The organism is Kineosporia sp. R_H_3, assembly GCF_002198675.1.
Classification (GTDB): domain Bacteria; phylum Actinomycetota; class Actinomycetes; order Actinomycetales; family Kineosporiaceae; genus R-H-3.
Genome location: NZ_MWLL01000142.1, coordinates 1 through 14,000 on the forward strand (window position 1 = coordinate 1; position 14,000 = coordinate 14,000).

Sequence of the window (14,000 nt, forward strand, 5' to 3'; positions counted from 1 at the left end):
ACGGCAAGGGCTTCGCGGTCGTCGCGACCGAGGTCGGCAAGCTCGCCGAGCGCTCCCAGGTCGCCGCCGCCGAGATCGGCGAGCTCGCGAGCGGCAGCGTCGCCCGGTCGGAGCGGGCAGGTGCCCTGCTCTCCGACCTCGTGCCGTCGATCCAGCGCACGTCCGAGCTCGTCCAGGAGATCGCCGCGGCGTCCGCGGAGCAGAGCGCGGGCGTCGGCCAGATCAACCGGGCGATGGCGCAGATGAGCCAGGTGACCCAGCAGACGGCGTCCTCGAGCGAGGAGCTCGCGGCGACGGCGGAGGAGATGCAGGGCCAGGCAGCGAGCCTGCAGGCCCTCATGGCCTTCTTCGAGCTCGGTGCCGCGGCGCAGCGGCAGGCGCGGGCCGGGCGCGCCCCGGCCCGGGCCGGGGTGGTGCCGGTGCAGGGCCACCTCCCCGAGGTGCTCGCCCGCCCCGGGCACACGGCGCAGTTCGACGGCTCGAAGTTCGACGCGTTCTAGGAGCGACGTGCCCGGGGGCGGCGCATCAGTCGCGCGCCGTCCCCGCCAGCCACAGGGAGGTCTCGCCGTACCGGCGGACGGCGGACCGCACGAGCCCGTCGGGCCAGCGCGGCTCGGGGCTGCGGCTGGACCGCTCGACGACGACGAGCCCGTCGTCGGAGAGCCAGCCGGCCGCCAGCGCCGCGAGCACCTTGGCGAGGTCGTCCTCGCCCATCGCGTAGGGCGGGTCGAGGAAGGCCAGGTCCACGGGCCGTGAGGGCCGGCCCTCGACGTGCCGCAGCGCGTTCGCGAGGACGACGCTGACCCGGGGCATCCCGAGCGCCGCGACGTTGGCGCGGGCTGCCTCGGTGGCCTGCCGGCTGGAGTCGACGAGGACGACGTCGGCCGCGCCGCGGCTGGCCGCCTCGAGCCCGAGCGCACCGCTGCCGGCGAACAGGTCGAGGACGACGGCACCGCGGACGGCGCCGCGCGCCTCGAGCACGGAGAACAGCGCCTCCCGGACCCGGTCGCTCGTCGGGCGGGTCGAGTCCCCCTTGGGGGTCTCGAGCCGGCGCCCCCCGGCGCTCCCGGCGATGATCCGTGTCACGCCGTCATTCTGTCAGCCGCGTTCGAGGTAGGCCTCCTGCTCCTCGTCGAGGAGCAGGGCGATCTCGAGCGCGAGCTCGGGGTGGCCGGACAGGTCCGGGTCGGCGCCGACGAGCGCGGTCGCCTCGCGCCGCGCGGTCTCGATGACGACCTCGTCCTTGAGCACCCGCAGCAGCCGCAGCGAGGAGCGGCCGTGCTGCCGGGACGACAGGACGTCGCCCTCGCGCCGCTGCTCGAGATCGACCCGGGCGAGCTCGAACCCGTCGAGGGTGCGGGCGACGGCGTCGAGCCGCTCCCGGCCGGGCACCGGCCCCTCGAGGTCGGTGACGAGCAGGCAGAGCCCGGCCGCGCTCCCCCGGCCAACCCGGCCGCGCAGCTGGTGCAGCTGGGAGACGCCGAACCGGTCGGCGTCCAGGACGACCATCGCCGTCGCGTTCGGGACGTCCACGCCGACCTCGATGACGGTCGTCGCGACGAGCACGTGGACGTCGCCGCGCGCGAACGCCCGCATCGTCGCGTCCCGCTCGTCGGCGGGCAGCCGGCCGTGGAGCATCTCGACCCGCAGCCCGGCCAGGGCCGGGGTGGCCCGCAGCTCCTCGAGCACCTCGAGGACCCCGCGCATCGGGCGCCGCGCGCCCTCGTCGTCCGGCGGCGGCGCCGTGCCGTCCTCGGCGGCGCCCTCACCCGCCCCCTCACCGATCCGGGGGCAGACGACGTACCCCTGGTGCCCGGCGTCGATCTCCTCGCGCAGCCGGGTCCAGGTCCGGTCGTACCAGCCGGGCTTCTCCGCGGCGGGGACGACGTGCGTCGTGATCGGCGACCGGCCCGCCGGCAGCTCGGCGAGCGTCGAGGTCTCGAGGTCGCCGAACACGGTCATCGCGACGGTCCGCGGGATCGGCGTCGCGGTCATGACGAGCAGGTGCGGCACGGTGCGGCCCTTGCCGCGCAGGGCGTCCCGCTGCTCGACGCCGAACCGGTGCTGCTCGTCGACGACGACGAGCCCGAGGTCGAGGAACTCGACCTTCTCCTGGAGCAGCGCGTGCGTGCCGACGACGATGCCGGCGTCGCCGGACACGGCGTCGAGCATCGCCTTCTTGCGCACGGCGGCCGGCAGCGAGCCGGTGAGCAGCACGACCTGCGTGCCGCGCTCGTCGCCGCCGAGCATCCCGCCGGCGGCGAGGTCGCCGAGCATCGTCGTGATCGCGCGGTAGTGCTGGGCGGCGAGCACCTCGGTCGGGGCGAGCAGCGCCGCCTGGCCGCCCGCGTCGACGCAGGCGAGCATCGCCCGCAGCGCGACGACCGTCTTGCCGGAGCCGACCTCGCCCTGCAGGAGCCGGTGCATCGGCGAGGTCCGCGCGAGGTCGGCGGCGATCTCCGCGCCGACCGTCTCCTGCCCCGGGGTGAGCGTGAACGGCAGCCGCTCGTCGAACGCCTCGAGGAGCCCGCCCGGGCTCGGCACCCGGGCCGTCGCCTGCTGGGCGCCGTCCGCGAGCCGGCGCCGGGCCAGCGCGACCTGCAGGACGAACGCCTCCTCGAACCGGAACCGCCGTCGGGCCGCCGTGTAGTCGTCTGCGTCGTCCGGGCGGTGGATCTTGCGGAAGGCCTCGTCGATGCCGAGGAAGCTGCGCCGCCGGAGCAGGTCGGCCGGCAGCGGGTCCTCCAGCGGCGGCAACGCGGCGAGCTGGAGCTCCATGCACGCCGCGATCCGCGCCGACGTGAGCTTGGCCGAGGCCGGGTAGATGACGATCGGCTTGTCGATCTTCGCGAGGGCGGCGTCCTCGTCGGTGTCGTCGTCGATGAGCTCGATCGTCGGGTGGGTGAGCTGCCGCTTGTCGCGGTAGACCCCGACGGTGCCGGAGAACATCCCGCGCCGGCCCGCGACGAGCGCGCGCTGCGGGCCGCGGTCGCTGAAGAACGTGAGCTCGAGGTCGCTCGTGCCGTCGGTGACGACGGCGACGAGCATCGTGCCGCGGCGCGCCTTCATGGCCCGTCTCGACACCGAGCGCACCTCGGCGAGGATCGTCACGGTCTCCCCGACGGGCAGCTCGGACAGGGCCGTCAGCTGGCCCCACGAGCCGTACCGCCGCGGGTAGTGCCGCAGCAGGTCGCCGACGGTCGTGATGCCGAGCTCCTTCTCGAGGAGCGTGACGGCGGGGCCGAGCACCTTCGTCGAGAGCGGCTCGGCGAGCGGGGACGTCACACGGGTGGCCACGGTCTACTCCACCCCTATGAGGAGCGGGTAGCGCGGCTGGCCGCCGGCGTGGACGACGACCTCGACGTCGCGGCGGGTCCGGTGCAGGTGCGCGGTGACCGCGTCGACGAGCGCCGGGTCGCCGTCCTGGCCGGTCACGAGGGTCACGAGCTCCCCGCCGCCGGCGAGCAACCGGTCGACGACCTCGACGGCGACGGTCGCGAGGTCAGAGCCGACGACCGCGAAGTCGCCCTGGACGACGCCGAGCGCGTCGCCGACCGAGCACGGGCCGGCCATCGTGAAGGCGTCCTTCGCGGCGACGGTCACGCCGCCGTCCCGGGTCGAGGCGGCGGCCGAGGACATCCGGACGATGTCGTCGCCGACCTGCCGGGTCGGGTCGTGGACGGCGGCCGCGGCGAGCCCCTGGACCTGGGCCCGGGTCGGCACGACGGCGACCCGCAGACCGAGCTCCCGGGCGGCCGTCGCGGCGGCCTCGGCGACGGCGAGGGTGTCGGAGTCGTTCGGCAGCAGGACGACGGCCTCGGCAGCGCAGCGGTGGACGGCGTCGAGCAGGTCTGCGGTGGAGGGCCGCTGCCCCGGCCCGGCCGGGACGACGACCGCCCCGGCGGAGGCGAAGAGCTCGGCCAGCCCCGGCCCGGCCGCGCAGGCGACGAGCCCGGCGCCCGCCCGCGGCGCGGCCCGCCGCCGGGACGCCGCGGCGAGCTGCTCGGCGAAGTGGGTGACCCGGATCCGGTGCGGCCGGCCCGCCTCGACCCCGGCCTCGACGGCGGCGCCCGGGTCGTCGACGTGGACGTGCACGTGCCACAGGCCGCCGCCCCCGACGACGACGAGCGAGTCCCCGAGCGGCGCGAGCCGGGTGCGCAGGGTGCGGACGGCGTCCGAGGTGGCGTCGAGCAGGTACATGACCTCGTAGGCCGGGCCGTCCTCCTCGAGGTCGCTGCACTCGGACAGGTCCGCGACGGGCAGCGCGGGCCGCCGGTACGAGCGCGGCTCGCGGGTCGGCGTGCCGCCCCGGACGACGTCCTCGAGCGCCTCGAGCACGACGAGGAAGCCGCGGCCGCCGGCGTCGACGACCCCGGCCCGGCGCAGCGCCTCGAGCTGGTCGGGGGTGCGGTCGAGCGCCTCCCGCGCGGCGACGACGACGGCGCTCACGGCGGCCGGCAGGTCGAGGCCGGCCGCGGCGGCGTCCTCGGCGGCCTGCGCGACGGCCCGGGTCAGCGACAGGATCGTGCCCTCGACGGGCTCCCCCACCGCGGCCCAGGCCTGGGTGTCGGCCCGGCGCATCGCCTCCGCGGTCGACGCGACGTCCATGACGCCTCGCTCGGCGAGGACGTCGGCCCAGCCGCGGACGATCTGGGCGGTGATGATCCCCGAGTTGCCCCGGGCGCCGAGCAGCGCACCGTGCGCGAACGCCTCGGCGACGGTGCGCAGGTCGGCGTCCGGCGGCAGCGCGAGGACGGCCGCGCAGGCCGCCTCGACGGTGAGGTAGAGGTTCGTGCCGGTGTCGCCGTCGGGCACCGGGTAGACGTTGAGCGCGTCGATCTCCTCGCGGGCCCGGCCGAGAGCCAGGAGGCTGCGCACGGCCCAGAGCCGGGCGATGCGCGCGTCGAGGAGCTCGGGCATGGTGGCAGGCTATCGACCGGCCCCGACGGGGTGCCGGTTTGGGCCGCGGGCCAGGTCTCGGATACCCTTTCGTGGTTGCCCTGACTCATCGGCCCGGAAGCGGGTCGGGGTCACGCGCGCGAAGCCTTCGCTCGCGGGGCCGCCCGAACCGTCCGACCTTCTGTCAGGAGTACTTCCCGTGGCTGCCAACTGCGACGTCTGCGGCAAGGGGCCGGGCTTCGGTCACAACATCTCGCACTCGCACCGGCGCACGAAGCGCCGCTGGAACCCGAACATCCAGCGGGTCCGGGCGATGGTGGGTGCCACGCCGAAGCGGCTCAACGTCTGCACCTCGTGCCTCAAGGCCGGCAAGGTCACCCGCTGACCGAGCCGCACCTGTTCGCACGTCGAGGGCCGGTCGCCCCAGGGGGACCGGCCCTCGACGCATGTCCGGGCCGGGTCGCCCCGGGCGGCCGCCTCACGTGAAGTGGTGCCAGCCCGTCGGGCCCGTCCAGGGCCGGCCGCCGACGAGCACGCCGGGCGGGCCGCCGTCCGCGACCGCCCGGACGGTGCCGACGGCGCGGAACGGTGCGGGCAGCGCGGCGTCCGGCGGGAAGCACCCGAGCAGGGCGTGGTCCTCGCCGCCCGACAGCACCCACTGCAGGCCCCGGGCCTCGGCGGCGGCGGCGTCGGCCGCTCCGAGGGCGCGCGCCGCGGCGCGCAGCGCGTCGCCCGGCGCGAGCGCCGCCGGGTCGAGGTCGACGACGACCCCGGACGACGTCGCGAGCCGCTCCGCGTCCCGCAGGAGGCCGTCGCTGGTGTCGATGAGGGCGGTCGCGCCGGCCTGTGCGGCGGCCGGACCGGCGGGGTAGGGCGGCCGCGGGGCGACGTGCGCCGTGACGAGCGCGTCGAGGGCGGTGTCCTGCGGCCGGCCCGTGCGGCCGTGGCCGGCGAGCAGCAGGGCGAGGCCCGCCGCGGAGGGGCCGGTGGTGCCCGCGAGCGCGACGACGTCCCCGGCGCGTGCGCCCGAGCGCAGCAGCGGGCCCCGGCCGCCCTCGAGGACGCCCAGCGCCGTCCCCGTGAGCACGACCTCGGACGCCGCGCTGACGTCGCCGCCGACGACGGAGGCGCCCGCCCGGGTGCACTCGTCGGCGAGCCCGTCGGCCAGGTCACGGGCCCAGCCCGCCGGCAGGTGCGCGGGGGCGGCGAGGCTGACGAGCAGGGCGACCGGTCGGGCGCCCATCGCCGCGACGTCCGCGAGGTTCTGCGCGGCGGTCTTCACCCCGACCTCGGTGCCGGTCGACCAGTCGAACCGGAAGTCCTGGCCCTCGACGAGGGTGTCGGTCGAGACGACGACGGGACCGGTGAGGTCGAGGACGGCGGCGTCGTCCCCGGGGCCGACCCGGACGAGCGCCGGGGCCGCCGGGTAGCGCGCGAGCACGGACGCGACGAGGCCGTCCTCCCCGACGGTGCCGAGGGTGTCCTCCCCCACGTCCCTCCCTCACCACGACGGGCGGCGGCACGGTAGCGTGTCGCGACCGGTGGGCAGGTTACCCCTGCCCCGGAACCGACCCGATCAGGCGGCCGACCGACGCCCGACGACAGGAGGACCCGTGGTGGTGCAGGCCTACATCCTCATCCAGACCGAGGTGGGCAAGTCGTCCGAGGTGGCGCGCGAGATCCGTCAGCTGGCCGGGGTGACCCTCGCGGAGGACGTCACCGGGCCGTACGACGTCATCGCCCGGGTCGAGGCCGGCAGCGTCGACGAGCTGGGCCAGCTCGTCATCGCCCGGATCCAGGACGTCAAGGGCATCACCCGCACGCTCACGTGCACCGTCGTCCACGTCTGACCCGTCCCTGCGTGCGGCGCGGCGCCCTCGCGGGTGCCGCGTCGCTGCTCGTCGTCACCTCGGCGGCGGCCTGCTCGGGCTCCGAGGCGGTGCAGCCGGCGCCGTCCGCGTCCGCGGCCGCGTGCACGACGGCGCTCGCCGCGGCCCCCGCGACGGTGCTCGGCAAGGCCCGGACGCCGCTCGACGTCGCCGGTGCGCTCGCATACGGCGAGCCGCCGATCGTCGTCCGCTGCGGCCTCGCCGCCCCCGGCCCGTCGCCCGACCGCTGCCTCGAGCTCGACGGCACCGACTGGCTGCTCACGTCCGCCGACGAGGCGGTGCCCGTCGTCCTCGTCTCGTTCGGACGTGACCCCGCCGTCGAGGTGACGGTCCCCGGCGACTACGGCCGCGAGAACGCCTCCGCCGCGGCGATCGACCTCGCCCCGGTGGCCCGCGCCCTCCCGTCGAACGGACGGGCCTGCCAGGGCCTGTGACCTCACGGCGGACACGACGGTGAAGCAGACGGGGCCGTCGGGCGTGGAACCCGTATGACCTCCACCGACCGGCCCGGCACCGGGCCGCCCCTCGACTTCGCGGACTGGTACGCCCGCGAGTTCCCCAGGCTGCGGTCGACGCTCGCGCTCGTCACCGGCGACGTCGGCGTCGCCGAGGAGGCGACCGCCGAGGCGTTCGCCCGCGCACTCGTGCACTGGCCGCGGCTGTCCCGTACCGGAGCTCCGAACGGCTGGGTGTACACCGTCGCGCTCAACCAGGTGCGCTCGGGCTGGCGCCGGCTGGCCACCGAACGCCGCTGGCTCGCCCGGCAGCGGGCTGGGCACGTCGCACCGCCCCCGGAGCCCGACCCCTGGCTCTGGGACGCCGTCGCCCGGCTCGGTCCGAGGGCCCGCACCGCGGTCGCGCTGCGCTACGTCGCCGATCTGTCGGAGGCCGAGGTCGCCGAGGCCATGAACCTCACCCGGGGCGCCGTCGCCTCCACCCTGCACAAGGCCCGCGCCCGGCTCGCCGTGCTGCTGGCCGACCACGCACCGGACCGGGTCCTGTCCCCCGACATCAGTACCGACGTCCGCCCCGACGCCTCGACGAGGAGCCCCCGATGACCGACACCGACCTGTTCCCCGAGGCCGCGCTCCGACGGCTCGTCGCCCCGGACGACGTGCGGCCCGCACCGTCCCGGCCGATCGCCGACGTCCGGCGCCGGGCCGGGCGGCTGCGGCTGCGGCGCCGCACCGGCGTGGGGATGGCCGGCGCCGCCGCGGGCCTGGCCGGCGTGGTGCTCACCGGCACCCCGCTGCCCTTCGGCGGGGCGGCGGGCGTGGTCGCCGGGCAGCCCGCGGCCCCCGACCTGCCGATCGGGTGCGCCACCGGCTACGCCGAGCAGATTCCCTACGCGGACGCGACGGACCTGCTGTACCTGCCGGACACCGCGGTCTCGGGTCCGCTCGTCGAGGACGTGTTCGTCCGCTCCACCCGCAGCGACTGCCCCGCCGCACGGCTCGCGGCCACGGCGGCCCGCCTCAGCGGTGGTGTCGTCACCGCCTCCTTCACCGTGACGGGCCCGGACGCCGGGCCGATGCTCCCGGCCGGGGCGTCCTTCGGGGACGACACGACGACGTCGACCGTCGACGCGGGCGGACGCCGGGTCCTCCTCGCCGTGACGCAGCAGCTGCCGGGAGCCGCCCCTCTGGCCCGGGCCACGTGGTCGGAGCCGGACGGGTCGACGTGGGCGGTCGAGGCCGAGGGTCTGACCGCCGCTGAGGTCACCGCGGGCATCGCCGGGCTCCGGCTCGACGGCGGCACCGTCGCGGCCGACTCGCTCCCCGCCGGGCTCACGCAGCGGCGGCTGCTCACCGACGCCGACCAGCCGCCCCGGACCTCCCGCTACGTCCTCATGACGTACGGCTCCGCGAACGGCGAGTCCGCCGAGCACTGGGAGCTGGAGGTCCGCGACGCCCGCGCGGCCCGGATCGTGCTCGAACGGCAGCACGTCGGCGCGCAGGACGTCGACCTCGGCCCGGGCGTGGACGCGGTCTGGGTCGCCGGCGGCAAGCTGAGCCGCCTCGTCTGGCAGCCGGGAGCCGGCCCCACGTTCCAGGTGGGTGGAGACCTGAGCCTCGCGCAGGCGGTCGAGATCGCCCGGACCGTCACCAAGGTGACCCCCGACGACCCTCGCCTGGTGGCAGCCGCGGAGGGCCCGATCCCGACGAACACCTGACAGCCAGGTCCTGCGGAAGGTCTCGCGGCGGTCTGCCGCGGGACCTTCCGCACGAACGGGTCAGGCGTCGGTGCCGTCAGCGCAAGCCGGTGGGCCGGGCCAGGGCCAGCCGGAGCAACCGGTCGACGAGCTGCGGGTACGACAGGCCGGTCTGCTCCCACATCCGCGGGTACATCGAGAACGGTGTGAAGCCCGGCATCGTGTTGATCTCGTTGACGACGACCTCGTTCGTCGGCGTGACGAAGAAGTCGACCCGGGCCAGACCCTCGCAGCCCATCGCCTCGAACGTGCGCACCGCGAGGTCGCGGACCCGGTGGACGACCTCGTCGGGCAGGTCCGCGGGGCACTCGAGGCGGACGTTGCCCTCGTCGAGGTACTTCGCCTCGAAGTCGTAGAAGTCGTGACCGGCGACGACCCGGATCTCGCCCGGCAGGCTCGTCGCGGGCGTCCCGCCGTCCAGGCTCTCCAGGACGGCGCACTCGATCTCGCGGCCGGTGACCATCGCCTCGACGACGACCTTCGGGTCGTGCCGGCGGGCCTCCTCGATCGCGGCGTCGAGGTCCTCGGGGCTCTTGACCTTCGAGATGCCGATGCTCGACCCGGCCCGGGCGGGCTTGACGAAGACCGGGTAGCCGAGCTCCTCGACGTCCGCCCGGACCTCGTCCGCGCGCCGCTCCCAGTCCCGCGGGGAGACGACGAGGTAGGGGCCGACGGGCAGCCCGGCGCCCGCGAGGAGCACCTTCATGTAGTGCTTGTCCATGCTCGCCGCGCTCGCGAGCACCCCGGAGCCGACGTAGCGGATGTCGGCGAGCTCGAGCATCCCCTGGATCGTGCCGTCCTCGCCGAACGGCCCGTGCAGCAGCGGGAAGACGACGTCCACCGCACCGAGCGCCTCGGGCACCCGGCCCGGCTCGAGGGTCGTCAGCTCGGTGCTGCCCGCCTCGAGCGGGACGACGACGCCCGGGCCCTCGTCGGGCTCGACCTGCGGGAGCTCGCCAGCCTCGATCTGCCAGCGCTTGGGGTCCTCGCCCGCGAGCACCCAGCGCCCGGTCGGGGTGATGCCGATCGGGACGACGTCCCAGACGTCGCGGTCGATCGCACCGAGCACGCCGGCCGCGGTGACGCAGCTGACGCCGTGCTCGCTCGACCGGCCGCCGAAGACGACGGCGACCCGGGGACGGCGCCCGGGCGGCGTGCCGGCCGGTGCGTCGAGCGGGCTGTCGGGGGCGGGGTCCGTGTGCGCGTTCATCGCCCGCGAGGCTACCCCCGTCTCGTGTCGGGCAGGTAAGCGTCCCGGGATCGACCTGCGGGACCGGCCGCCCGGGCCGCTGGCTACCCTCGGCGCATGACCGACCCCGCCGACCCGCCCGCGCTCTCGCCCGCCACCCTCGCCGTCTGCGCCGGCCGCCCGGACAAGGTCCCGGGCGCCCCCGTCAACACCCCGGTCGTGCTGTCGTCGACGTACGTCGCGGCGCCTCCCGGCGGCGAGCCCGGGCCGGTGTACGGCCGGTTCACGAACGAGACGTGGACGGCGTTCGAGACCGCTCTGGGCGCGCTCGAGGGCGGCGACGCGCTCGTCTACGCCTCCGGGATGGCCGCGATCGGCTCCGCGCTCGCGCTGCTGCCCGAGGGCGGCCGGCTCGTCGTCCCGCGCAACCCGTACTCGGGCACCATGATCGCCGTCGACGCGCTCGCCGCGGCGGGCCGCGCGAAGGTCGAGACCGTCGACCTCGCGGACACCGACGCGGTCGTCGCGGCCCTCGACGGGGCGGACCTGCTCTGGGTCGAGACGCCGTCGAACCCGCTCGTCGAGGTCGCCGACCTGCCGGCGCTCGTCGCGGCCGCGCACGCCCGCGGCGTCCTCGTCGTCGCGGACAACACGTTCGCGACGCCGCTCGTGCTGCGCCCGCTCGACCACGGCGTCGACGTCGTCGTCCACTCGGTGACGAAGTACCTCGCCGGCCACTCCGACGTCGTCCTCGGCGCCGCCGTGACCCGCAGCCCGGACCTGCTCGCCCGGCTCGCCACGGACCGCACCGTGCGCGGCGCGATCGCCGGCCCCTTCGAGGCCTACCTCGCCACCCGCGGGATCCGCACCCTCGCGCTGCGGGTCGAGCGCGCCCAGGCGAACGCCGCCGTCCTCGCGGAGCGACTCGCCGGGCACCCGAAGGTGTCCCGGGTGCGGCACCCGTCGCTGCCCGACGACCCCGGCCACGCCCGCGCCGCCGCCCAGATGCAGGGCTTCGGCGCGATCGTCTCGGTCGAGGTGCACGGCGGCGGGGACGCCGCGGAGCGGTTCGCGGACGCCGTCCGGCTCTGGCTGCACGCCACGAGCCTCGGCGGCGTCGAGTCGTCGCTCGAGCGCCGCCGCCGCTGGCCCGCCGAGGCCCTCACCGTGCCGGAGGGCCTCGTCCGGCTGTCGGTCGGGATCGAGGACGTCGAGGACCTGTGGGCCGACCTGGCCCAGGCCCTGGACGCCCTCTGAGCCCCTCTGAGCCCTAGGCGAGCTCGAACTTGCGCGGCCGCCCGAGCAGCCGGGCGGCCATCTCCGCGACCGGCAGTCCCTCGTGGACGGCCGCGACGACCTGCTCGGCGATCGGCATGTCGACGCCGTGCGCCCGGGCCAGCTCGAGGATCGACCGGCAGGACTTCACGCCCTCGGCGGTCTGGCTGGTCCGGGCGACGACCTCGGCCACCGAAAGCCCCCGGCCCATCTCGACGCCGAACGTCCGGTTCCGCGACAGCGGTGACGCGCACGTCGCGACGAGGTCGCCGAGACCCGCGAGCCCGGCCATCGTCGCGGGGTCGGCGCCGAGGGCCAGCCCGAGCCGGGTCGTCTCGGCGAGGCCGCGGGTGATGAGCGAGGCCTTCGTGTTGTCCCCGAAGCCCATCCCCTCGGCGATGCCGACGGCGAGCGCGATGACGTTCTTCACCGCTCCCCCGAGCTCGACGCCGACGACGTCGGTCTGGGTGTACGGGCGGAAGTACGGTGCCGAGCAGGCGGCGGCGACCCGGTCCGCGACGGCGAGGTCGGCGCACGCGACGACGGTCGCGGTGGGCTGCCGGACGGCGATCTCCTTGGCGAGGTTCGGCCCGGAGACGACGGCGACCCGCTCGGGGCCGACCTTCGCCGTCTGCGCGACGACCTCGCTCATCCGCAGCATCGTGCCGAGCTCGACGCCCTTCATGAGGCTCACGAGGACGGCGTCGCCCGGCAGGGCCGGCAGCCAGCCCTCGAGGTTGGCCCGCAGGGTCTGCGAGGGCACGGCGAGGACGACGATCGCGGCGCCGTCGAGGGCCTGCGCGGCGTCCGTCGTGGCCGTCATCGTCGGGGGCAGCGGGATGTCCCCGAGGTAGGCGCTGTTGCGGTGGCGCTGCGAGACCTCGTCGCACACCTCGGGGCGGCGGCCCCACATCGCGACCTGCGCCCCGGCGTCCGCGAGGACGATCCCGAAGGTCGTCCCCCAGGAGCCGGTCCCCATGACGGCGACCTTCACCGTGCCCGTGGTCCGCGCGGTGCCTGTCATCCGGTCTCCCGTCCCTCGGTCGCGTCGCGGCCGTCCCGGGTCGGGTCGCCGATGCGCGGCTGGTCGTGCTCGCGCGGGTCCCACCGGTGCTCCGGCGGCCGCTCCCCGCGCAGACGGCCGAGAAGCACTGCGACCGCGTCGAGGATCGTGTCAGTCGCGGCCTTCAGTGTCACGGCGTCGAGCGGCAGGCCCGCGTAGGCGGACAGGTCCACCGGCGGCCCGGCGAGCACGTGGACGGTCGTGCGCGGCAGCAGCCGGGGCTTGCGCGCGTACGGCCACATGATCTCCTGCGGCCCCCACTGCGCCACGGGGACGACGGGGCAGCCGGTCGTCAGGGCGACCCGGGCGGCGCCGGTCTTGCCGACCATCGGCCACAGGTCGGGGTCCCGGGTCAGCGTCGCCTCGGGGTAGACGACGACGCAGTCGCCCTCCTCCACCGCCGCGACGGCCGCGGACAGCGCCCTGCCGGCGTCCGCGCTCTCCCGGTACACCGGGATCTGCCGGGCCGCGGTGACGATCCGGCCGAGCACGGGGATCCGGAAGACCGCCTCCTTGCCGAGGAAGCGCGGCGGGATCCCGTTGTCGTAGAGGAAGTGCGCCAGGGTCAGCGGGTCCGCGTAGCTGAGGTGGTTGGCCGCCACGACGAAGCCGCCGTCGCGCCGCAGGTGCTCGGCGCCCTGCCAGTCCCGCCGGGTGAAGGCCAGCAGGGGCGGTTTGGCGATCGCCGCGGCGAGGCGGTAGGCGGGGGCGTAGCGGCGGGCGGTCACGCGTCCTCCGGGGCGGGGGCTGGGTCGGCGCTCATCCTCTCCCCCGCCTCGTCGGGTGTCGAGCCGCCGGTGCGAGGATCGGACCATGAGTCCCCGCAGGCGCCGCTGGACGGTGGTCGTCCCCCTCAAGGGCGGCCCCGGCGCCAAGTCCCGCCTCGGCGGCCCGCCCGGCCTCGCGGCCGCGCTCGCCCTGGACACCCTGGAGGCCGTCGTCGGCGCCCCGGGCGTCCGGTCGGTCGTCGTCGTGACGTCGGACGACGGCACGGCGGCCCACGCGCGGCTGCTCGGCGCCCTGGTCGTCGGGGAGTCCGCCCCGGGCTCGGGGCTGCTCGCCGCCGTCAAGGACGGGCTCGCCGCGGCCCCGGACGAGCACGTCGCCGTCCTTCTCGGCGACCTGCCCGCGCTGCGCCCGGCCGACCTCGGCGAGGCGCTCGAGGCCTGCCGCCGGGTGCTGCGGGACGCCGCCTGCGCGCTCGTGCCGGACGCCGACGGCACGGGCAGCGTGCTCCTGGCGGGGCGCCGGCCCGGCGACCTCGACCCGGCGTTCGGGCCGGGCTCTGCCGACGAGCACGTGCGCCGCGGCGCCGTCCGGCTGGACCTCGACCTGCCCCGGCTGCGGCGGGACGTCGACACGGGGGCCGACCTCGCGGAGGTCCTGGCCCTGGGCGCCGGCCCGCGGACGCGGGCGTGCACCGACGACGTCCCGAGCCACGCCCGCCCCTGAGCCGCCCCGCGGCCGGCAGCC

Annotated in this window: 14 protein-coding genes and 1 pseudogene; 8 read left to right on the plus strand and 7 right to left on the minus strand. The window is 76.4% G+C overall.

Annotation, left to right across the window (positions count from 1 at the left end):
• Window positions 1-500: pseudogene (locus ECOMGDLI_RS14305) on the plus strand (methyl-accepting chemotaxis protein); the annotation flags it as partial.
• Between the two features lie 25 nt (window positions 501-525).
• On the opposite strand, the gene rsmD reads toward ECOMGDLI_RS14305, so the two are convergent.
• From rsmD to ECOMGDLI_RS14320, 3 genes are read right to left on the minus strand one after another with little or no spacing between them, the layout of a single operon-like run.
• On the minus strand, window positions 526-1,086 hold the full coding sequence (gene rsmD / locus ECOMGDLI_RS14310) for a 16S rRNA (guanine(966)-N(2))-methyltransferase RsmD (RefSeq protein ID WP_088317502.1): 561 nt from the start codon (window positions 1,084-1,086) through the stop codon (window positions 526-528).
• Window positions 1,087-1,098: 12 nt separating this feature from the next.
• Window positions 1,099-3,297: an ATP-dependent DNA helicase RecG gene (gene recG, locus ECOMGDLI_RS14315; RefSeq protein WP_198954854.1), complete on the minus strand. Its 2,199-nt coding sequence runs from the start codon at window positions 3,295-3,297 to the stop codon at window positions 1,099-1,101.
• Window positions 3,298-3,300: 3 nt separating this feature from the next.
• Entirely contained in the window at window positions 3,301-4,920 is a 1,620-nt protein-coding gene (locus tag ECOMGDLI_RS14320) for a DAK2 domain-containing protein (RefSeq protein ID WP_088317504.1), read from the minus strand.
• Window positions 4,921-5,098: 178 nt separating this feature from the next.
• On the opposite strand from ECOMGDLI_RS14320, the gene rpmB reads away from it, so the two are divergent.
• Entirely contained in the window at window positions 5,099-5,284 is a 186-nt protein-coding gene (gene rpmB, locus ECOMGDLI_RS14325) for a 50S ribosomal protein L28 (RefSeq protein ID WP_088317505.1), read from the plus strand.
• A gap of 93 nt (window positions 5,285-5,377) precedes the next feature.
• Here rpmB and ECOMGDLI_RS14330 read toward each other — a convergent pair whose 3' ends face one another.
• A complete protein-coding gene (locus tag ECOMGDLI_RS14330; protein ID WP_088317506.1) occupies window positions 5,378-6,391 on the minus strand; it encodes a thiamine-phosphate kinase in 1,014 nt (337 codons plus the stop codon).
• A 124-nt stretch (window positions 6,392-6,515) separates the two neighbouring features.
• On the opposite strand from ECOMGDLI_RS14330, the gene ECOMGDLI_RS14335 reads away from it, so the two are divergent.
• Genes ECOMGDLI_RS14335 through ECOMGDLI_RS14350 form a run of 4 tightly spaced genes read left to right on the plus strand, consistent with a single transcriptional unit; the run spans window position 6,516 to window position 8,961 of the window.
• Window positions 6,516-6,749, plus strand: coding sequence for an Lrp/AsnC family transcriptional regulator (locus ECOMGDLI_RS14335; protein WP_088284075.1), 234 nt, complete (start codon window positions 6,516-6,518; stop codon window positions 6,747-6,749).
• Between the two features lie 11 nt (window positions 6,750-6,760).
• Window positions 6,761-7,222 carry a DUF3515 family protein gene (locus ECOMGDLI_RS14340; protein ID WP_158221005.1) on the plus strand — a complete coding sequence of 154 codons (462 nt, stop codon included), beginning with the start codon at window positions 6,761-6,763 and terminating at the stop codon, window positions 7,220-7,222.
• Window positions 7,223-7,276: 54 nt separating this feature from the next.
• On the plus strand, window positions 7,277-7,846 hold the full coding sequence (locus tag ECOMGDLI_RS14345; protein ID WP_088317508.1) for a sigma factor-like helix-turn-helix DNA-binding protein: 570 nt from the start codon (window positions 7,277-7,279) through the stop codon (window positions 7,844-7,846).
• Window positions 7,843-8,961 carry a hypothetical protein gene (locus ECOMGDLI_RS14350; RefSeq protein ID WP_088317509.1) on the plus strand — a complete coding sequence of 373 codons (1,119 nt, stop codon included), beginning with the start codon at window positions 7,843-7,845 and terminating at the stop codon, window positions 8,959-8,961. Before ECOMGDLI_RS14345 ends, ECOMGDLI_RS14350 begins: the two co-directional genes overlap by 4 nt.
• Before the next feature lie 76 nt (window positions 8,962-9,037).
• Here the strand turns inward: ECOMGDLI_RS14350 and ECOMGDLI_RS14355 are convergent, their stop codons facing one another.
• Window positions 9,038-10,210, minus strand: coding sequence for a D-alanine--D-alanine ligase family protein (locus ECOMGDLI_RS14355; RefSeq protein WP_088317510.1), 1,173 nt, complete (start codon window positions 10,208-10,210; stop codon window positions 9,038-9,040).
• A gap of 96 nt (window positions 10,211-10,306) precedes the next feature.
• Here ECOMGDLI_RS14355 and ECOMGDLI_RS14360 point away from each other — a divergent pair, with 96 nt between their 5' ends.
• Entirely contained in the window at window positions 10,307-11,446 is a 1,140-nt protein-coding gene (locus ECOMGDLI_RS14360; RefSeq protein WP_088317511.1) for a PLP-dependent aspartate aminotransferase family protein, read from the plus strand.
• 13 nt (window positions 11,447-11,459) lie between these two features.
• Here ECOMGDLI_RS14360 and ECOMGDLI_RS14365 read toward each other — a convergent pair whose 3' ends face one another.
• Together ECOMGDLI_RS14365 and ECOMGDLI_RS14370 are read right to left on the minus strand one after the other, a co-directional pair.
• Window positions 11,460-12,488, minus strand: a complete 1,029-nt coding sequence (locus ECOMGDLI_RS14365) for an NAD(P)H-dependent glycerol-3-phosphate dehydrogenase (protein ID WP_088317512.1) — start codon at window positions 12,486-12,488, stop codon at window positions 11,460-11,462.
• On the minus strand, window positions 12,485-13,255 hold the full coding sequence (locus tag ECOMGDLI_RS14370) for a 1-acyl-sn-glycerol-3-phosphate acyltransferase (protein WP_198954855.1): 771 nt from the start codon (window positions 13,253-13,255) through the stop codon (window positions 12,485-12,487). The genes ECOMGDLI_RS14365 and ECOMGDLI_RS14370 overlap by 4 nt, the downstream gene beginning before the upstream one ends.
• Window positions 13,256-13,340: 85 nt before the next feature.
• On the opposite strand from ECOMGDLI_RS14370, the gene cofC reads away from it, so the two are divergent.
• Window positions 13,341-13,979 (plus strand): 2-phospho-L-lactate guanylyltransferase, encoded by a 639-nt coding sequence (cofC, locus tag ECOMGDLI_RS14375; RefSeq protein ID WP_088317514.1) that lies wholly within the window; start codon window positions 13,341-13,343, stop codon window positions 13,977-13,979.
• Window positions 13,980-14,000 lie beyond the last annotated feature (21 nt).